Origin of the sequence: Sphingomonas pollutisoli (assembly GCF_029167165.1) — a bacterium.
GTDB lineage: Bacteria > Pseudomonadota > Alphaproteobacteria > Sphingomonadales > Sphingomonadaceae > Sphingomonas > Sphingomonas pollutisoli.
This window is the reverse complement of sequence record NZ_JARFNJ010000003.1, coordinates 22,049-40,081: the sequence shown is the minus strand read 5'-3', so window position 1 is coordinate 40,081 and position 18,033 is coordinate 22,049. Positions and strand designations below refer to the sequence as shown.

The window sequence follows — 18,033 nt, the reverse complement described above, 5'->3', positions numbered from 1 at the left end:
CGAGCGCGCGGCTACACCGGCGCCATGTGGCAACTCTACCAATTTCCGCTCTGTCCGTTCTCGCGCAAGGTCCGTCTGTTGCTGGGCGAGAAGGGCGTCGGTTACGAACTGGTGCGCGAAGCGCCATGGGCCCGGCGTGACGAATTCATCGACATGAACCCCGCCGGCCAGGTGCCGGTGATGACCGACCAGACGCGAAATCTGCTGCTGATCGATTCGATGGCGATCTGCGAATATTTCGAGGAGACGATCGACAAGAGCGCGATGATCTCCGGCTCGGCCGCGTATCGCGCCGAGATTCGCCGGCAGGTCGCGTGGTTCGATGCGCAATTCTTCGCCGACGTGACGGCGCCGCTGCTGCATGAGCGGATGGAGAAGCGGCTCGTCACGCGCGCCGCGCCCGATTCGAAGGTATTGCGCGAGGCGATGCGCGCGGCGGTGCGGCATCTCGACTATACCGATTACCTGCTCGACCATAACAACTGGATGGCGGGATCGACGATGACGCTCGCCGATCTCGCGGCGGCGGCGCATATCTCGGTGGTCGATTATCTCGGCGGGATCGACTGGAAGAACCATGAGCAGACCGCGCGCTGGTATCGCGGATTGAAGAGCCGCCCGAGCTTCCGCCCGCTTCTGTCCGAGCGGATGGACGGCATCCAGCCGACCTCGCATTACGACGATCCGGATTTCTAGAAGGGCGAGCGCGCCATGCACGTAACCCATGATCTCGCCGCCGGGGCATCACCGGTCATCGGCTTCGACGATTTCCTCAAGGTCGATATCCGCGTCGGCACCATCGTCGAGGCGCTGCCCTTCCCCGAGGCGCGCAAGCCGGCCTTCAAACTGGTGATCGATTTCGGGCCAGTGATCGGCCTTAAAAAATCTTCCGCGCAGATCACCGAACATTACACGCTGGCCGATCTCCCCGGCCAGCAGGTCGCCGCGGTCGTCAACTTCCCGCCGCGTCAGATCGGCAAGGTCATGTCCGAAGTGCTGACGCTGGGCTTTCCCGATGCGGAGGGGAAAGTGGTGCTGGTCACGCCGAGCGCGGGCGTGCCCAACGGCGGACGGCTGTTTTAATTCGCGCAGAGGCGCCGCTACGGTCCTCTCGTGACGTTCGTGACGCGGCCTTCCTATACGCCCTCGTCGCGCCTCCGCGCCTCCGCGTGAAATCTTCTTGTGTTCACGCGGAGGCGCGGAGGCGCAGAGTTTGATCGGGCGCTTCGCGCGAAGTGCCTGCGCCCCTATTGCGCGAGGCTCTTCGATGCCTGCTCAAACATGTCCTTCGACAAGCCCGGCGTGGCGAGAATACGCTCCAGCTCCGCCCGCATCAGCGCCGCGCGGCCGGCATCGTAGCGCCGCCACCGGCCGAGCGGCGGCAGCAGCTTGGCGGCGGTCTGCGGGTTCAGTTTGTCGAGCGCGATCAATTGATCGGCGACGAAGCGGTAGCCGTCGCCCGACGCGGCGTTGAACGCGCGCTGGTTGACGCTGAACGCCCCCACCAGCGACCGCGCGCGATTGGGGTTGGCGAGCGTGAAGTCGCGGTGTCCGGCCAACGCTTCGACCGCCGCGAGCGTGTCGTCGCGCTGCGCCAGTGCCTGCGTCTGGAACCATTTGTCGAGCACCAGCGGATTGTCGCTGTAGCGGTTGTAGAAAATGTCGAGCGCCGCGACCCGCTCGGGCGCATCGCTGCTGACGAGCGTGGTGAGCGCGCCCTGTCGGTCGGTCATATTGTCGGCCGCCTCGAACTGCGCGAAGGCGAGCGCCCCCGCGTCCGTCGCGCCGCTCGCGGCGATATAGCCGAGCGCGACCGTCTTGATCCGCCGCAGCCCCTTCGCCGCCGGCGAATAGACATAGCCGCCCTCCGCCGTGGCTTCCGCATAGGCAGCGCGCCATTTCGGCTCCAGCGCGCGGCCGATCTCGCGGCGCAGCGCCTCGCGCGCGCCGAAGATCGCCTCGGGGTCGACCACCGCCATCTGATCGCCGATGAAGCTTTCCGACGGCAGCAACACCGCCTCGGCGACGAAGGCGGGGTCGAGCGCGGCATTGTCGAGCGTGGTCTCGATCGCGGCGATCACCGCCGCCTGATCGCCGCGCATACCGCCCGCGGCCGCGACGAGCGTGTCGAGCATGAGCTGTTGCATCGCCTCGTAGCGCGCGAACGGGTCGTCATCGTGCGCCGACAGGAAGGCGAGGTCGGCCGCGCTGCGATCGGTCTCGATGATGACGGGGGCGGAGAAGCCGCGGTTGATCGACAGCACCGGCCGCTCGGTGACGGTCTCGAACACGATCTCGGCGGTGTCGTCCTCCAGCAGCAGCAATCGCTCGTCGCTGAGCGCGCGCGCGGTGTCGGCCCCGAACAGCTTCAGCCGGAGCGGCAACACCATCGGCGCCTTGGTCGGCTGGCCGGGCGTGGGCGGCACCGTCTGGCTCAGCGTCAGTGTCGCGCGGCCGCCGCCGACATCATGCGCCAGCGCCGCCTTCACGCGCGGGGTGCCGGCCTGCGCATACCAGCGGCGGAAGCGGGTCAGGTCGATCCCGCTCGCCTCCTCAAGCGAGGCGACGAAGTCCTCGCAGGTCGCCGCCGTTCCGTCGAACCGCTCGAAATACAGGTCGGTGCCCGCGCGGAACGCCCGTTCCCCGAGGATCGTCGCGAGCATGCGGATGACTTCCGCGCCCTTGTTGTAGATCGTCGCGGTGTAGAAGTTGGAGATTTCCTGATATTCGTCGGGCCGGATCGGGTGCGCGAGCGGGCCGGCGTCCTCGGGGAATTGCGCGGCGCGAAGCCCCCGCACATCCTCGATCCGCTTGACCGCAGCCGAGCCTTGATCCGCCGAAAAGCCCTGGTCGCGATAAACGGTGAAGCCTTCCTTCAGGCTGAGCTGGAACCAGTCGCGGCAGGTCACCCGATTGCCCGACCAATTGTGGAAATATTCGTGCGCGACCACGGCGGCGATCGCGTCGAAATCGTAATCGGTCGCGGTGTCGGGGTCGGCGAGGATGTAGCGGCTGTTGAAGACGTTGAGCCCCTTGTTCTCCATCGCGCCGAAGTTGAAATCATCGACCGCGACGATGTTGAACACGTCGAGGTCGTACTCGCGGCCATAGACGCGCTCGTCCCACGCCATCGAGGTCTTGAGCGCCTCCAGCGCATGGTGCGTCTTGGGGAGATCGGCGGCGCGCACCCAGATGCCGAGCTGGACGGTGCGGCCCGATTGCGTGACGAAGGTGCCCGAATTGCAGGCGAGATCGCCGGCCACCAGCGCGAACAAATAGCAAGGCTTGGGGAACGGATCGTTCCACTCGGCCCAGTGCCGCCCGCCTTCGAGATCGCCCTGTGCGACCGGATCGCCATTGGCGAGCAGCACCGGGTACCGCGCCTTGTCCGCCGTCATCCGCACGCTGTAGCGGCTCAGCACGTCGGGCCGGTCGGGGAAATAGGTGATGCGGCGAAAGCCCTCCGCCTCGCATTGCGTGCACAGGATGCCGCCCGAGGCGTACAGCCCCATCAATTGCGTGTTGCGGTCGGGCGCGATCTCGACTTCGGTTTCGACCACATGCGCGTCTCCGGTGAGCGGGAGGACGAGAGTGTCGTTTTCCAGCATCCAGTCGTTGACCGCGACCCCATCCACCCTCACCGACAGCAAGGCTTGGCCGGCGCCGTCGAGCCGCAGCGGACCCGATCCGGCATCGCGCTCGACCGAGAGCGTCGCGCGCACGCGCGTCGCCTCGGGCGCAAGGTCGAAATCGAGCGCGATGTCCGGCACGCGCCACTCGGGCGGCGTGTAGTCGGCGCGGCGGGTGACATGCGGCTGGGCGGTGGCGGTCTGAATATCGAGCATGCCAAGCGATGTAAGGGGGCGTATCGCGCCGTGCCACACAAATCGCCGCCCTTTGCGCGGGTCTGCGGGCGTGATACCGCGCGTGACATGGGTATCGGCGTGGCGGGCAGATGGATGGCGGGGGTGGCGCTGGCGCTCGTCGCGGCGGGCGTGGCGCGGGCTGACAACGCCCCGCAGGCCGTCGCGCCGTCCCCGGTCCAGCTTCCCGACGATCAGGCGGCGATGAAGGCGCATGTTATGTTTCTCGCCTCCGACGCGCTGCGCGGGCGCGAGGCGGGCACCCCCGAGTATCGGATCGCCGCCGAATATGTCGCCGCGCGCTTCTTCGCCGCCGGGCTGCGGCCAGCGGGGGACAAGGGGGGGTATCTCCAGAGCGTGCCGCTGCTGCGGTACCAACCTGCCGATCACGGCGATCTGGTGGTGACGGCGAAGGGCGGCGCGCCGGTGCCGTTGCTGTTCGGCAAGGACTTCGTGCCCGGCGCGGTGCCCGGCAAGCCGGTGTTCGCGCTCGACGCCCCGGTCGTGTTCGTCGGCCAGGGCATCGTCGCACCCAAATACAAGCGCAACGATTATGCCGGCGTCGATGTGCGCGGCAAGATCGTCGCCTTCCTCGCGGAGACGCCGGCGAACTTCCAGAGCGAGGAGCGCGCGCATTTCGCCAGCCCGGCGAGCCGCACCGCGATCGCCGCCGATCGCGGTGCGGTCGGGGCGATCATGATCGAACCCGGCAGCGTCAGCGAGGCGCGGTGGGACCGCGCGCGCATGACCTGGGCCTACCCGGACGGCACCGGGCAGATCGCCGGCGTGCCGCTCATCGCGACCGTCAGCGGCGCCGGCGCGGCCAAGCTGTTCGCGCACGCGCGCACGCCGTGGGACAAGATCGCGCCGCGTGCCGACGATCCGACCGCGACGTTCAAGGCCGAGCAACTCCCCGTGATCCTGACGGCGGCGCTCAAGACGCTGTCCGAGCCGCTCGAAAGCTACAATGTCGGCGGGCTGCTGCCGGGCACCGACCCGTCGCTGTCGCGCGAGGTGGTGGTGCTGTCGGCGCATCTCGATCATCTCGGCGTGGGCCTGCCGGTCAACGGTGATGCGATCTACAACGGCGCGCAGGACAATGCGGTCGGCATCGCCGCGCTGATCGAGGCGGCGAAGCGCTTCCGCAACAGCGACATGCCGACGCGGCGTTCGATCCTGTTCCTCGCGACGACGGCCGAAGAGGAAGGGCTGGTCGGTTCCGACTTCTTCGCGCGCCACCCGCCGGTGCCCGCGTCGCGGATCGTCGCCGACGTGAATTTCGACATGCCGATCCTGTCCTATCCGTTCCAGGACATGACGGTGTTCGGCGCGGATCGCTCGACGCTCGGGCCGATCGTGGCGCAGGCGGTGGCGGCGCTCGGCGTCACCATGTCGACCGATCCCGATCCGGGGGAGGGGTTCTTCGTGCGGTCCGACCATTACCGGTTCGTCCAGCAGGGCATCCCATCGGTATTCCTGTGGCCGGGCCAGGCGGGGCCGGGCAAGGCGGCGTTCGAGGACTTCATGAAACACCGGTATCACCAGCCCTCCGACGACCTCTCGCAACCGATCGACTGGGCGCAGGGGTTGCGTTTCGTCGCGGCCAATACGGCCATCACCCGCGCGATCGCCGACGCGCCCGAGCGGCCACGCTGGACCAAGGGCGATTTCTTCGGGCTGCTCTACGACGGCCCGGGCGCGAAATAGCGCGTGCGGCTGTTCGTCTTCGGGCTCGGCTACACGGCGCAGGCACTCGCACGGCGCCTGCGCGACGCGGGGTGGCATGTCGCCGGGACCGGGCGCGGCGGTGCGGTCAATTTCGACGATGCCGATGCGGTGCGCCGCGCGCTGGCGGCCGCGACGCACATCCTATCCTCGGTGCCGCCGGCGGACGAGCGTGATCCGGTGCTGGAGCGGCATGGTGACGTGCTGGCCCGAAGCGCCGCGTGGCTGGGCTACCTGTCGTCCACCGGTGTTTACGGCGACGCCGCCGGCGCATGGGTCGACGAGACCGCGCCCACCGGGACAGGCCGGCGTGTCGCCCGCAGCGAGGCGGATGCGGCGTGGCTGGCGCGCGGCGCGCGGGTGTTCCGCTTGCCGGGAATCTACGGCCCCGGCCGCTCGGCGTTGGACCGCGTCGCCGCCGGCACCGCGCACCGCACCGGCCTCGCCGGCCAGGTGTTCAGCCGCGTGCATGTCGATGATATCGTCACCGGCGTGATCGCGGGGTTCGATGCGCCGCCGGGGGCCTACAACCTCGCCGACGATCGTCCGGCGAGCCACGACGACGTCGTTGGCTTCGCCGCGCGCTTGCTCGGACTGCCGCTACCACCGCTGGCCCCGCTCGAGCGCCTCTCGCCGATGGCGCGCGGCTTCTATGCGGAGAACCGGCGGATCGCGACCACCAAGGCGAAGCGGCTGCTCGGCTGGCGCCCGCGCTACCCCGATTACCGCGCCGGCTTGCGCTCGGTCAGCGCGATCAGCAGTCCGACGATCACCAGCGCGCCGCCCACCATCGACAGCGTCGACCAGCGATAGCTTTCGAACAGCGTCGATAGCGTCATCGCGATCACCGGCACCAGCACGCTCGAATAGGCCGCCTTGGCTGGCCCGATCGCGCGGATCACGCCGTAATAGAGCGGGAAGGCGAGCGCCGATGCGACCATGCCGAGATACAGCGTTGCCGCCAGATAGGCCGGGGTCGGCGTGATCACCGGCGGCCCGTAGGTCGCCCAGGCGAGCGCGCCGTTGATGACCGCGCCGAGCAGCATCGACGCGGCGACCATCGGCAGCATCGGATAGCGCTTGGCCGATCGCGTGCCCTGCATCACGTTGCCGACCGAGGCGGCGAGCGTGCCGCCCAGCGTCAGCGCGATCCCCGTCAGCGCCTGCATCGGCCCGTGCGGATCGACCTGCGCTTCGTGGAGGAACAGCAAGGCGATCCCGCCGATCGCCACCTCCGATCCGAGCAGCAATTGCCGCCCGAGCCGGTGCCCGAGCAGGAGTCGCCCGAACAGCGCGTTGGGCAGCAGCAGCAGCGCGAACACCACCGCGACCAGCCCCGAGGTGGCGTGTTGCTCGGCATGGTAGATGAAGTTGAAGTTGAGGCAGAACTGGAACAGCCCCAGCACCGCGGCGAACCCCCAGCCGCGCGCATTGAGCCGGATCGGCTCCCCGCGCGCGAGCGTATAGGCCAGCATCGTCAGCCCCGCGATCGTGAAGCGGTAGCAGACCGACCAGCCCGGCGGAACCACACCCAATTGGCCGCGAATAACCAGCCAGGTCGATCCCCAGATCAGCGTGACGATCGCGAACGGGATCAGCACGGACACGCGGGCGGCTGGCGGGGCGGATGTCATAAGCCGGCAGTATCGCGGATGCCGGTGCCGGCAAGCCCGATCTGCTTATCGCGTCACAAGGCGTCTTTATGGAAGCGCGGCGATCGCCTCCGCGAGCGGACGCACCTGTTCCGCGCCGTGGTTCCACGAAGTCACCAGCCGGATCTCGCCCGGCGCCCAATCATAGAAGTCGAAGCCGAGCGCGCGCAGTCCGGCCGCTTCCTCGGGCGTGACGCGGAGAAACACTTCGTTCGCCTCGACCGGATAGACCAGCCGCGCGCCGCCCGCATCGGCGAGCAGCCGCGCGGCGGCGTTGGCGGCGGCGCCGTTGGCGATCCACCGGTCGTCCTCGAGCAGCGCGACGATCTGCGCGGCGAGATAGCGCCCCTTCGACAGCAGCAGCCCGGCGCGCTTGCGGCGGCGCAGCGTGTCGGCGGCGAGGCCGGGCTTGAAGAAGATCAGCGCCTCGGCGGTCATCCCGCCGTTCTTGATGAAGCCGAAGCTCAGCGCATCCACCCCCGCGCGCCACGTCAGATCCGCCGGCGAACAGCCGAGATGCGCGACCGCATTGGCGAAGCGCGCGCCATCCATGTGCAACCCGAGCCCGCGCGCGCGGGCGAGCTCGCCGATCGCGGCGACCTCGGCCGGCGTATAGACCATGCCATATTCGGTCGCGTTGGTGATCGAGATGGCGTGCGGCTGGACGCGGTGAACGTCGTCGGCGATGATGTCGATCACCCCGCGGATGCTGTCCGGGGTCAGCTTGGCGCCGTCGCCCTCGCCGATCATCAGCTTGGCGCCATGCGTGTAGAATTCGGGCGCGCCGCATTCGTCATTTTGGATATGCGAGTCGCGGTGGCAGACCACGCCGCCGAACGGCGGACATAGTGCCGCCAGCGCGAGGCAGTTGGCCGCCGTGCCCGATGGCACCCACAGCGCGCGCACCTCGGTCTCGAACAGATCGGAAAAGCGCGCGTCGAGGCTGCGGCTCAGCGCGTCGCCGTCATAGGCGGTGTCGAGCGTGTCGTGCGCCGCCATCGCGGCAAACACGGCGGGATGGACCGGGGCGGCATTGTCGGAGAAGAAGCGCATGGTCGCCATTGCGGTCTAACGCTGGCGAGCGTCAAGCCGGCTCACTCCTCGTCGCCGCGGTCGCGTTCGTCGAAATGGGGCGGTTCGGGCGGCGGCCGCCTGCGATCATCGCGATCCGCGGCGCCAAGCGAAATGCTGCCATCCTGACCGACGTGGAGGTGCAGCCCCATGCCGTCGATGTCGCCCCCCACCGGCAGCACCGCATTGTCGCCGTCATCGAGCGCGTCGGGGTCGACCGACGCCGGGATCGCGTCGGGCGGGACCGCCGCGCCGACGCCGAGCGCCTGGGTCATGAACTCGCGCCAGACGCGCGCCGGCACGCCGCCGCCCGACAGGCCCGGGTTGGGGGTGTTGTCGTCATTGCCGACCCACACGCCGACGACGAGATCGTCGGCGAAGCCCATGAACAGCGCGTCGCGATTGTCCTGCGTGGTGCCGGTCTTGCCATAGGTCTTGATCGACAGCGCCGCGCGCCGCCCGGTGCCGGTTTCGGCGGAGGCGGAGAGCAGGTCGAGCATCCCGTCGCGCTCGGCGCGGGTGAGCGCGTGCGTGCCGCCGGTCAGCGCGTCATACCAGTGGCGCTCCTCTGGCACCGCCTCCAGACCATGCGGGCGTACCGGATAGCTTTCCGCGGCGATGCCGGCATAGGCTGCGGTCAGTTCGAGCAGCGACACGGTCGACGTGCCGAGCGCGATCGTCGCCTCGTTGGGGATCGGCGTCGAGATGCCGAGGTCGCGCGCCGCCTTGATGACGTTGGCGACGCCGACTTTCTGGATCAGCCGCGCGGCCGCGACGTTGCTCGATTTGGCGAAGGCACGGCGCAGCGTGATCTGCCCCTCGTAACGGCCGTCGCTGTTTTTCGGACTCCAGTCGCCGATCGTGACGGGTTCGTCGTCGATCATCGTGTCCGGCGTCATGCCGGCGCGCATCGCCGCCAGATATACGAACAGCTTGAATGCGGATCCCGGCTGCCGCCGCGCCTGGGTCGCGCGGTTGAACGGGCTGGCCGCGTAATTCTTGCCACCGACCATCGCGACGACGCGCCCGTCGGGCCGCATCGCCACCAGCGCGACCTGCGCGGTCCTGAGGCCGGCATGCGCGACCGCACGTTCGGCCATGCGTTGCAGCCGGCGATCCAATGTGGTGCGTACCGTCGTTTCGGTGACGATCTCTCCCGCGCGGTCCCGCGCGTCGGGCAGCACCCAATCGGCGAAGTAGGTGCCGTCGGGGAGCGGCTTGATCCGGCTGGCGGAGAGGCGCGCCGGGCCGACATCGGCGGCGGTCGCCTTGTCGATGAAGCCGGCATCGGCCATCGCGCGGACGACGAGCTTCTGCCGGTCCCGCGCGCCTTTTAGGTTGCCGGTGGGCGCCAGCCGCGACGGCGCCTTGACCAGCCCGGCCAGCATCGCCGCCTGGCCGATCGACAGTCTTTCCGGATCGCGATTGAAATAATGCCGGGCGGCGGCGCGCAGACCATAGACATTGTCGCCGAAATACACGTTGGAGAGATAGCGCGAGAGGATCTGGTCCTTGCTCAGCCACGCCTCCAGCCAGAAGGCGATCATCACTTCGCGGACCTTGCGCGCGGCGGTCCGATCCGAATCGAGGAAGGCGTTTTTGGCGAGCTGCTGCGTGATCGTGCTGCCGCCTTCGCGCACGCCGCCACGACCGATATTGTGGAACATCGCGCGCAGGATGCCGCGCGGGTCGATCCCCCAATGCGTGCGGAAACGCCGGTCCTCGATCGCGATGAAGGCGTTGGTGACGTTTTTCGGCAGCTTGGCCGCATCGACCGGCGCGCCGATGATCGCGCCGCGCCGCGCGATCGGCGTGCCATCCTCGGCGAGCAAGGTGACGCTCGGCGGCAGCGGCGGCTGGAGCGATTTGGAGAGCGGCGCGGTGATCGCGAGCCACCCGACCAGCAGCACGAACAGGATGACCAGCGCGCCGAGGCCGCGCATGATCCACCGCCCCCACGCGACGCGGCGACGCGGCGGCGCGTCGTCGTCGTCATCGAAATCGTCGTCCTGATCCGGCTCCGGCGCGCGGTGGCCGTACAGATCGCGCAGGTCGCGCGGCGGCGGCATGCCGCCGGTCAGTTCGAACGGCGGCTCGCCGTCATTCGCCGCCCCGAAGGGAAAATGCCGCATGCTCACTCCGCGCGGCCCGTGATAAGGCCGGCGCGTGTATTATATAAATATAACACGTCTGGCAAGGTTGCGGCGGCCCGGTGCATCGCCCGTCCCTATCACCGCGCGCCGCGCGGCGCGAGCGCGCTCAGCGCGTCGGCACCGGTTCGGGGCCGGTATAGTCGTAGAAGCCGCGCTTGGTCTTGCGGCCGAACCAGCCGGCCTCGACATATTTCACCAGCAGCGGTGCCGGGCGGAACTTGGGGTCGCCGGTGCTCGTGAAGAGCACGCGGCAGATCTCGAGGCAGGTGTCGAGCCCGATGAAATCGGCGAGCGTCAGCGGCCCCATCGGATGGTTGAGCCCGAGCTGGCAGCCGAGATCGATGTCGCGCACGCTCGCCACGCCCTCGCCGAGCGCGAAGCACGCCTCGTTGAGCATCGGCATCAGCACGCGGTTGACGATGAAGCCCGGCGCGTCATTGGCCCGCACGACCTGCTTGCCGAGCGATTGCGCATAGGCTTCCACCGTGGCGACGGTGGCATCCGAGGTGGCGAGGCCGCGGATCAGCTCGATCAGCCCCATCACCGGCACCGGATTGAAGAAATGCACGCCGACGAAGCGCGCCGGATCGGGCGAGGCCTGCGCCAGCCGCGTGATCGGGATCGACGAGGTGTTCGACGCGAGGATCGCGTCGGCACCCAGCACCGTGCCAACCTCGGCGAAGATCGCGCGCTTGATCTCCTCGCGCTCGGTCGCCGCCTCGATCACCAGCGCGCACGCGCCCATCGCGGCGACGCTCTCGACCGGTTCGATCAGCGCAAGCGCCGCGTCGCGCGCTTCGCTCGTGAGCTTTTCCTTGGTAACGAGCCGGTCCAGCGCCTTGGCGATGCCCGCCTTGCCGGCCTCGGCGCGCTCGCGCGAGACGTCGCTCAGCAGCACGCGGTAGCCGGCCTGTGCGGACACCTGCGCGATTCCCGCGCCCATCTGGCCTGCGCCGATCACACCCACTGCTTGCATCGTCCGGCCCTTCGCCTAAGAAATCCTCGCGCAAGCTTTAGCGGCATTTCGCCGACCTGCCAGCCGCTATGAAGGGGCCGTGTACCGATGTCTGCTCTCGCGCTCCTGCTGACGGTGGCGCTTCCCGTGACCGCGGCGCCGGTCAAGCCCGGTCCGTTCGCGACCTTCGGCGATTGGGCGGTGGCGTGCGACAACGCCAACCGCTGCACGCTCAGCACGCTCGATCCCGAGGAAGGCGCGCCGCCGAGCGAGGTGTTCACGGTGATGCGCGAGGCGGGGTCGCCGGGCCGCTGGAAACTGTGGCTGACCGCGCGCACCGACGAGGATCCGTTCGCGATCGAGATCGGCGGCGAGCAGGTCGGCGGGCCGTTCCGCGCCACGCCCGACGGCGCGACCATCGAAGGCGCGACCGCGCGCGAGATCGCCGCCGCGCTGCCGGGCGCGCGGCGCATCGCCGTGGTCGACGGGACGGGGCGCGAGCTGGCGCGGATCTCGCCGGACGGACTCGATGCGGCGCTGCGCTACATGGACGGCGTGCAAGGTCGCGCGGGCACGGTGACGGCGGCGATCGCGCGCGGCCGCAAGCCGGAGCGCTCGGTTCCGCCGGCGCCCGCCCTGCCGATCGTCCCGGTGGCGCGGCCGGTCGGCCATACGCCGGTGCTGACGCAGGCCCGGATCAAGGCGTTGCGGCGGCGCGCCAAATGCCCCGTCATGCGCGGCACCGCGAAGGCGCAGGTGTATTCGCTCGATCATGTGCGCAACGTCGTGCTGGTGCCGTGCCGCACGACCGGCGACAACCCAACCGAGGCGGTGTTCCTGCTCGACAAGGGCGTCGCCCGTCCCGCCCGGCTCGATGCGACGCCGGGGCTCGATGGATGGACGCGTGTGCCGCGCGTCACCAACGGGAGCTATTCGAACGGTTCGCTCTATAGTTACGCCCGCAAGGCGCGGGATGGCGATTGCGGCGTGTCGCAGCACTTCCTTTGGGACGGGCATCTGTTCCGGCTGATCGAGCAGGCGCAGATGGATGTGTGCCGGGGCAACACGACGTTTCTCAACACCTGGCGGGTGCGGCTGCAGACGAAATAGCGGTCACGGCGCGAGCCGGTTCGGCTGGGCTTCGGCGAGGATCACGGCGAAGAGATCGTCGGGATCGGTCCATTCGGCGATCGGGGTCCAGCCGCCGGCGTGGAGCAGGACGCGCGCGTCGCGCGGGCCGTATTTGTGGCTGTTCTCGGTGTGGATCGTCTCGCCGGCGGCCATCGTGAACGCGTGGCCGTCGATCGTGAAGGCGAGATCGGCTTGCGCTTCGAGATGCATTTCGATGCGGGCGCGATCGTCGTTCCAGCGGGCAACGTGGCGAAAGTCGTCCACAGGAAGCGTGGCGGCGAGTTCGCGGTTGATGCGATCCAACAGGTTGCGGTTGAAGGCGGCGGTGACGCCGGCGGCGTCGTCATAGGCGGCGGTGAGCACGCCCGCGTCCTTGATCCGGTCCATGCCGATCAGCAGCATCGCACCCTCTCCTAGCGACTGCTTCATCGCGCGCAGGAGATCGACCGACGAGGGGGGGACCATGTTGCCGATCGTCGAGCCGGGGAAGAAGCCGAGCTTGGGCGCGTCGGCGATCTGCGCGGGCAAGCTGATCGGGCGGAGGAAATCACCTTCGACCGGCAGCACGGTCAGCCCGGGGAAGGCGCCGGCGATGACCGCCGAGGATTCGCGCAGGAAATCGCCCGAAATGTCGATCGGCACATAGGCGGACGGATCGAGCGCGCGCAGCACGATCGGCGTCTTCATCGACGATCCCGAGCCGAATTCGACCAGCGCGCGGCCCGGCCCGGCGAGCGCGGCGACCTCGGGCGCGATGCGGCGCAGGATCGCGGTTTCGGTGCGGGTGGGGTAATATTCGGGGAGATCGGTGATCGCTTCGAACAGTTCCGAGCCGCGCCGATCGTAGAACCAGCGCGCCGGAATCGCGCGCGGGCGCATCTCGAACCCGCGCAGCACGTCGGCGCGGAACGCCGGGTCCGCCAGGCTCGCCTGGCCGTCTTCGATTTCCTGCTTCAGCATCAGAGATCCTTGGCCAGACGCACGCCGGTGAACTGCCAGCGCTGGTGGGGATAGAAGAAGTTGCGGTAGCTCGCGCGCGCATGGCCGCGCGGGGTGGCGCACGAGCCACCGCGCAGCACGAACTGGCCGCTCATGAACTTGCCGTTGTATTCGCCGACCGCGCCCTCGACGGGGCGGAAGCCGGGATAGGGGCGGAACGCGCTGCCGGTCCATTCCCACACGTCGCCGAAGAATGCCGGGCCGCCCGGCGACGGGCGCGGCTCGACCGGGCCGGCGGCGTCGAGCTGGTTGCCGCCATCGGCATCGTGCGACGCGGCGGCGGCTTCCCACTCGAACTCGGTCGGCAGGCGCGCGCCCGCCCAGGTCGCATATGCGTCGGCTTCGTAGAGGCTGACATGGGTGACGGGCGCGGCGGGGTCGATCGGGCGGCGCCCGTCGAGACCGAAGCGCGTCCACACGCCATCCCGCTGTTCCCAATAGAGCGGCGCGGCGATACCCTCGGCCTTGACCCACGCCCAACCGTCCGACAGCCAGTGGCGCGGCTCGGCATAGCCGCCGTCGGCGATGAACGCGGCCCATTCGCCGTTGGTGACGGTGCGATCGGCGATCGCGTGTGGGGTCAGCAGCGACTTGTGGCGCGGCCCTTCGCTGTCGAAGGCGAAATGCGGATCGTCATGCCCGATCTCGACCACACCGCCGCCGTTTTCGATCCAGCCGACCGGTCCGGGCATCTCGACCGGCACCTTGCGCGCGCCCGCCCAGATCGCGGGTTCGAGCGGGTTTTCCGACATCAGATGCAGGATGTCGGTGAGCAGCAATTCCTGATGCTGCTCCTCATGGTGGCAGCCCAGCCGCACCAGCTCGCGCGCGTCGTGCGGCAGGTGCGTCAGCGCGGCGACCAGCTCGGCATCGACATGCGCGCGGTAGGCGAGCACTTCATCGAGCGTCGGGCGCGTGACCATGCCGCGCCGCGCCCGGCTGTGGCGCTTGCCCTCCGCCTCGTAATAGCTGTTGAACAGGAACGGAAAGCGCTCGTCGAAACGGCGGTAGCTGGGCACGAAATCGCGCAGCACGAAGGTTTCGAAGAACCAGGTGGTGTGCGCGAGGTGCCATTTGGCGGGGGAGGCATCCTCCATCGACTGGACGGTCGCATCGGCATCCGACAACGGCGCGACGAGCGCGACGGTGAGATCCCGCACGGCCGCGAACCGCGCCGAAAGCGCCTCGGGAGACGGAGACAGGCCAAGCCGCGTTCTCATGATGTTCTCCATATCGGCGCGTCGTCCGGAGTGTCAACCGGCCGCGCGCGGCCGCGTGGCTATTGGCGCGAGCCGCCCGGAACCCACAAAACGTCGCCACCGGCCGTTTGGTTCACGTACCGGCTGGCGACGAACAGATAATCCGACAGGCGGTTGAGATAGGCGAGCGCCGCCGGGTTGAGCGGCACCTGCGCCGCCGCCGCGATCGCGGTGCGTTCGGCACGGCGGACGATCGCGCGCGCGAGGTGCAGCGCCGCGCCGGGCGCGCTCCCGCCGGGCAGGATGAAGCTGGTGAGCGGGGCGAGCGTGTCGTTCATCGCGTCGATCTCGGCTTCGAGCCGCGCGACCTGCACGGGTACGATCCGCAGCGTCATCTCGGAGGGCGCGAAATCCTCGCCCGGCGTGGCGAGATCCGCGCCGAGATCGAACAGGTCGTTCTGGATGCGGGTGAGCGCGCCCGCCGCATCGGCACCGCCCAGCGCGACCACGGCGAGGCCGATCGCGCTGTTCGCCTCATCGACATCACCGATCGCGGCCATGCGCGGATCGGCCTTGGACACGCGCGAGCCATCGACCAGCCCGGTGGTGCCGTCGTCGCCGGTGCGCGTGTAGATCTTGTTGAGCTTTACCAAGGGGGTGGCGCGATCAGCTTCGCGTGCCGCCGAGGACCAGGATCAGCACGATGATGAAGATCGCGATCGCCTGGAAGAAGATGCGATATTGCATCATCCGGTTCGATTTGAGCGCGGATTCGCTGGGGCCGCTCTCGCCGCTGCGGGCATCGGCGCTCGCATTGAGCAGGAAGGTGGCGAGGCCCCGGATCAGCACGACCACCACCGCGATCATCGCCGCGATCAGCAAGATGGTGAGGAAAGTCATCATGCGCGCCTAGACTCGAGTTCCGGATGCGAGCGTTCCCGATCGTTCGTGTCGGGCGAGATCGGGATGCCCTCGCGCGAGCGCGTGTGGCATGTCCCTCGACTTCGCCCGGGACGAACGGGAGGGCGCACCCGTTGCGTGCGGACTTATGTAGGCGCTCGCGGCGGCGATGCCAATGGGCGCCGGGCGCGGGCTTGGTCGGCGGGTGTGATGCGGCTGGGTGCAACCGCTCCCCACCGTTCGTGTCGAGCGCAGTCGAGACACTTGGTGGAGTGTGTGGGGCACGTCCCTCGACTTCGCTCGGGACGAACGGGGGAGGGGGGCGTTGCGTGGCGTCGTGTTCAGGCGCTCGCGGCGGCGGTGCCGTCGGGGAGGCGGCCCGCGCGCAAGGCGTCGGCGAGCGCGATGCCGTCGGTGCCGCGGTCGCGCAGGGCCGCCAGCGTCGGGGCGCCGTCGCGCTTGGCGAGGCGTTTGCCGGCGGCGTCGGTCAGCAGCGGGTGGTGGTGGTAGCGCGGCGTCGGCAGGCCGAGCAGCGCCTGGAGCAGCCGGTGGACGTCGGTCGCGGCGAACAGATCGGCCCCGCGCACCACATCGGTCACGCCCTGCCACGCATCGTCGAGCGTCACCGCGAGGTGATAGCTCGCCGGAGCATCCTTGCGCGCGAGCACGACATCGCCGTGCGCCAGCGGATCGGTGGTGATGTCGCCGGCCTGCGCGTCGTGCCAGCCGAGCGGGCCGGTGCGCGCGACCGCCGCCGCCATGTCGATCCGCCAGCAATGCGGTTCGGCGGCGCGCGCGGCGGCCTCCGCCGCCGACAGCCGGCGGCAGGTGCCGGGGTAGAGCGGACCATCGGGGCCGCCGTGCGGGGCGGAGAGGCTCGCGGCGATCTCGGCGCGGGTGCAGAAGCAGCGATAGAGCAGCCCCATGCCGCGCAGCCGGTCGAGCGCCGTCGTATAGGCGTCGAGCCGCGCCGACTGGCGCAGCGCCGGGCCATCCCATGTCAGGCCGAGCCAGCGGAGGTCTTCCTCGATCCCGGCGATGAACTCTGGCCGGCTGCGCGTGCCGTCGATATCCTCGATCCGCAGCAGGAAGCGCCCGCCGCGCGTGCGCGCATGATCGTGCGCGCGGATCGCCGAGGCGGCGTGGCCGATGTGGAGCCGCCCGGTCGGGCTGGGGGCGAAGCGCGTGACGATCACGAAGTTCACACCGGCCCTTGACCGCGAGTCGCACGCTGTGCTGTCATCACCACGTCATCCTAGTGGGCGAATGCCGCGCAAGGAAGCGAGGGGAACGCGTAAGTGTATCATCCCGACTTGATCCGCCACCCGGATAGCTGCCCGGCGCTGGTGCTGAACGCGGACTATACGCCGCTCAGCTATTATCCCTTGAGCATCTGGCCGTGGCAGACCGCGATCAAGGCGGTGTTCCTCGACCGGGTCGACATCGTCGCCGAATATGAGCGCGAGGTGCGCAGCCCGACCGCGAAGATCAAATTGCCCTCGGTGATCGCGCTCAAGCAATATGTGAAGCCGAGCGCCTTCCCGGCGTTCACGCGCTTCAACCTGTTCCTGCGCGACAAGTTCGAATGCCAATATTGCGGCTGCGGGCGCGACCTGACCTTCGACCATATCATCCCGCGCGCGCAGGGTGGCCGCACGACCTGGGAGAATGTCGCCACCGCCTGCGCGCCGTGCAACCTCAAGAAGGGCGGGCGGACGCCCAAGCAGGCGGGCATGCCGCTCCACATCGAGGCGATCCGCCCGACGAGTTGGCAGTTGCAGGAGCACGGTCGGCGTTTCCCGCCCAACTTCCTGCACGCGACCTGGCGGGACTGGCTGTATTGGGACGTCGAGCTGGAGGCGTGAGGCGTCGCCCCGGCGCAGGGCATCCCATCAAAGTCCTACTTTGATGGGGCCCGGAGGCCGGGGCCGTTGCGTTTGGTTCGAGCCGCTCGCCAAATTATCCAGCGGCCCCGGCCTGCGCCGGGGCGACGATCTGGTCAGAATGGGATTTTGAGCGTCACCTTGGCTTGCAGGTCGCCCAAGCGACCTTGATCGGCATGCGGCGAGACCGTGCTGCCGCCGGGTAGCTTCAGGCGGAACTGGCGATCCTCGACATAGCGTTCGGGGAGCGGGCGAAGGCGGAAGCGATCGTCGCGATCCTGCCGGCCGCAGACGACGATATCGCCGTCGCTGTCGGTCGGGCAGGGCGCGGTGCGGCCGGTCGCGAGCGGCGGCGGGTCGGCCGATCCGGGCGTGGCTTGCAGGAACATCGCCATCAGTCCGAGCATCGCTTGCCCTCGCATGGTGCGGTCCGCAGCATCGTCCCCGAACATGGCGGCAAGATGGTGATCCTCTCTTTGCCGGAGAGGATGGGTTGTCCTTG

General features: G+C 69.0%; 17 protein-coding genes. 6 read left to right on the top strand and 11 right to left on the bottom strand.

The features are described 5' to 3' along the window. The first annotated feature begins 24 nt into the window (after positions 1 to 24). Together PX554_RS06715 and PX554_RS06710 are read left to right on the top strand one after the other, a co-directional pair. Positions 25 to 696 carry a glutathione S-transferase family protein gene (locus PX554_RS06715; RefSeq protein ID WP_093223341.1) on the top strand — a complete coding sequence of 224 codons (672 nt, stop codon included), beginning with the start codon at positions 25 to 27 and terminating at the stop codon, positions 694 to 696. A 15-nt stretch (positions 697 to 711) separates the two neighbouring features. Then, positions 712 to 1,083, top strand: a complete 372-nt coding sequence (locus PX554_RS06710; protein ID WP_093223342.1) for a tRNA-binding protein — start codon at positions 712 to 714, stop codon at positions 1,081 to 1,083. Positions 1,084 to 1,247: 164 nt separating this feature from the next. Here the strand turns inward: PX554_RS06710 and pepN are convergent, their stop codons facing one another. Next, positions 1,248 to 3,845 (bottom strand): aminopeptidase N, encoded by a 2,598-nt coding sequence (gene pepN / locus PX554_RS06705; protein ID WP_275500075.1) that lies wholly within the window; start codon positions 3,843 to 3,845, stop codon positions 1,248 to 1,250. A gap of 87 nt (positions 3,846 to 3,932) precedes the next feature. Here pepN and PX554_RS06700 point away from each other — a divergent pair, with 87 nt between their 5' ends. Continuing rightward, positions 3,933 to 5,570 carry a M28 family metallopeptidase gene (locus PX554_RS06700; RefSeq protein ID WP_275500073.1) on the top strand — a complete coding sequence of 546 codons (1,638 nt, stop codon included), beginning with the start codon at positions 3,933 to 3,935 and terminating at the stop codon, positions 5,568 to 5,570. Between the two features lie 3 nt (positions 5,571 to 5,573). Continuing rightward, a complete protein-coding gene (locus tag PX554_RS06695; RefSeq protein WP_275500071.1) occupies positions 5,574 to 6,401 on the top strand; it encodes a Rossmann-fold NAD(P)-binding domain-containing protein in 828 nt (275 codons plus the stop codon). On the opposite strand, the gene PX554_RS06690 is transcribed toward PX554_RS06695, so the two are convergent. The 4 genes from PX554_RS06690 to PX554_RS06675 form a co-directional block, all read right to left on the bottom strand. Then, complete coding sequence (locus tag PX554_RS06690) at positions 6,311 to 7,222, bottom strand: DMT family transporter (protein ID WP_275500069.1); 912 nt, start codon at positions 7,220 to 7,222, stop codon at positions 6,311 to 6,313. The two genes, PX554_RS06695 and PX554_RS06690, sit on opposite strands and share 91 nt — an antisense overlap. A gap of 66 nt (positions 7,223 to 7,288) precedes the next feature. Continuing rightward, positions 7,289 to 8,293: a threonine aldolase family protein gene (locus PX554_RS06685; RefSeq protein ID WP_275500966.1), complete on the bottom strand. Its 1,005-nt coding sequence runs from the start codon at positions 8,291 to 8,293 to the stop codon at positions 7,289 to 7,291. A gap of 41 nt (positions 8,294 to 8,334) precedes the next feature. Beyond that, positions 8,335 to 10,443: a transglycosylase domain-containing protein gene (locus PX554_RS06680; protein ID WP_275500067.1), complete on the bottom strand. Its 2,109-nt coding sequence runs from the start codon at positions 10,441 to 10,443 to the stop codon at positions 8,335 to 8,337. 127 nt (positions 10,444 to 10,570) lie between these two features. Further along, positions 10,571 to 11,440, bottom strand: a complete 870-nt coding sequence (locus PX554_RS06675; protein ID WP_275500065.1) for a 3-hydroxyacyl-CoA dehydrogenase NAD-binding domain-containing protein — start codon at positions 11,438 to 11,440, stop codon at positions 10,571 to 10,573. A gap of 87 nt (positions 11,441 to 11,527) precedes the next feature. Here PX554_RS06675 and PX554_RS06670 point away from each other — a divergent pair, with 87 nt between their 5' ends. Beyond that, positions 11,528 to 12,529, top strand: coding sequence for a DUF1176 domain-containing protein (locus tag PX554_RS06670; protein ID WP_275500063.1), 1,002 nt, complete (start codon positions 11,528 to 11,530; stop codon positions 12,527 to 12,529). Between the two features lie 3 nt (positions 12,530 to 12,532). On the opposite strand, the gene egtD is transcribed toward PX554_RS06670, so the two are convergent. The 5 genes from egtD to gluQRS all read right to left on the bottom strand — a co-directional run bounded on the left by egtD (position 12,533) and on the right by gluQRS (position 16,853). Continuing rightward, positions 12,533 to 13,510, bottom strand: coding sequence for an L-histidine N(alpha)-methyltransferase (gene egtD / locus PX554_RS06665; protein WP_275500061.1), 978 nt, complete (start codon positions 13,508 to 13,510; stop codon positions 12,533 to 12,535). Continuing rightward, the gene (egtB, locus tag PX554_RS06660; protein WP_275500060.1) at positions 13,510 to 14,769 is read right to left on the bottom strand and encodes an ergothioneine biosynthesis protein EgtB; all 1,260 of its coding nucleotides are present in this window, start codon (positions 14,767 to 14,769) and stop codon (positions 13,510 to 13,512) included. Before egtB ends, egtD begins: the two co-directional genes overlap by 1 nt. A 59-nt stretch (positions 14,770 to 14,828) precedes the next feature. Further along, the gene (locus PX554_RS06655) at positions 14,829 to 15,401 is read right to left on the bottom strand and encodes a cob(I)yrinic acid a,c-diamide adenosyltransferase (protein WP_275500058.1); all 573 of its coding nucleotides are present in this window, start codon (positions 15,399 to 15,401) and stop codon (positions 14,829 to 14,831) included. A gap of 13 nt (positions 15,402 to 15,414) precedes the next feature. Continuing rightward, positions 15,415 to 15,648, bottom strand: coding sequence for a twin transmembrane helix small protein (locus PX554_RS06650; protein ID WP_338061570.1), 234 nt, complete (start codon positions 15,646 to 15,648; stop codon positions 15,415 to 15,417). A 341-nt stretch (positions 15,649 to 15,989) separates the two neighbouring features. Continuing rightward, a complete protein-coding gene (gene gluQRS, locus PX554_RS06645; RefSeq protein WP_275500053.1) occupies positions 15,990 to 16,853 on the bottom strand; it encodes a tRNA glutamyl-Q(34) synthetase GluQRS in 864 nt (287 codons plus the stop codon). A 93-nt stretch (positions 16,854 to 16,946) separates the two neighbouring features. On the opposite strand from gluQRS, the gene PX554_RS06640 reads away from it, so the two are divergent. Beyond that, on the top strand, positions 16,947 to 17,513 hold the full coding sequence (locus PX554_RS06640) for an HNH endonuclease (protein WP_093223363.1): 567 nt from the start codon (positions 16,947 to 16,949) through the stop codon (positions 17,511 to 17,513). A gap of 134 nt (positions 17,514 to 17,647) precedes the next feature. Here the strand turns inward: PX554_RS06640 and PX554_RS06635 are convergent, their stop codons facing one another. Continuing rightward, entirely contained in the window at positions 17,648 to 17,953 is a 306-nt protein-coding gene (locus PX554_RS06635) for a hypothetical protein (protein ID WP_275500051.1), read from the bottom strand. Positions 17,954 to 18,033 lie beyond the last annotated feature (80 nt).

Excerpts from the sequence above, each read along its gene's own strand:
- PX554_RS06650 (WP_338061570.1), bottom strand. The coding sequence starts at position 15,648 with ATGACTTTCCTCACCATCTTGCTGATCGCGGCGATGATCGCGGTGGTG.
- PX554_RS06685 (WP_275500966.1), bottom strand. The coding sequence starts at position 8,293 with ATGCGCTTCTTCTCCGACAATGCCGCCCCGGTCCATCCCGCCGTGTTT.
- PX554_RS06680 (WP_275500067.1), bottom strand. The coding sequence starts at position 10,443 with ATGCGGCATTTTCCCTTCGGGGCGGCGAATGACGGCGAGCCGCCGTTC.
- pepN (WP_275500075.1), bottom strand. The coding sequence starts at position 3,845 with ATGCTCGATATTCAGACCGCCACCGCCCAGCCGCATGTCACCCGCCGC.
- PX554_RS06675 (WP_275500065.1), bottom strand. The coding sequence starts at position 11,440 with ATGCAAGCAGTGGGTGTGATCGGCGCAGGCCAGATGGGCGCGGGAATC.
- egtB (WP_275500060.1), bottom strand. The coding sequence starts at position 14,769 with ATGAGAACGCGGCTTGGCCTGTCTCCGTCTCCCGAGGCGCTTTCGGCG.
- PX554_RS06710 (WP_093223342.1), top strand. The coding sequence starts at position 712 with ATGCACGTAACCCATGATCTCGCCGCCGGGGCATCACCGGTCATCGGC.
- PX554_RS06700 (WP_275500073.1), top strand. The coding sequence starts at position 3,933 with ATGGGTATCGGCGTGGCGGGCAGATGGATGGCGGGGGTGGCGCTGGCG.
- PX554_RS06670 (WP_275500063.1), top strand. The coding sequence starts at position 11,528 with ATGTCTGCTCTCGCGCTCCTGCTGACGGTGGCGCTTCCCGTGACCGCG.
- egtD (WP_275500061.1), bottom strand. The coding sequence starts at position 13,510 with ATGCTGAAGCAGGAAATCGAAGACGGCCAGGCGAGCCTGGCGGACCCG.
- PX554_RS06715 (WP_093223341.1), top strand. The coding sequence starts at position 25 with ATGTGGCAACTCTACCAATTTCCGCTCTGTCCGTTCTCGCGCAAGGTC.
- PX554_RS06690 (WP_275500069.1), bottom strand. The coding sequence starts at position 7,222 with ATGACATCCGCCCCGCCAGCCGCCCGCGTGTCCGTGCTGATCCCGTTC.
- PX554_RS06635 (WP_275500051.1), bottom strand. The coding sequence starts at position 17,953 with ATGCGAGGGCAAGCGATGCTCGGACTGATGGCGATGTTCCTGCAAGCC.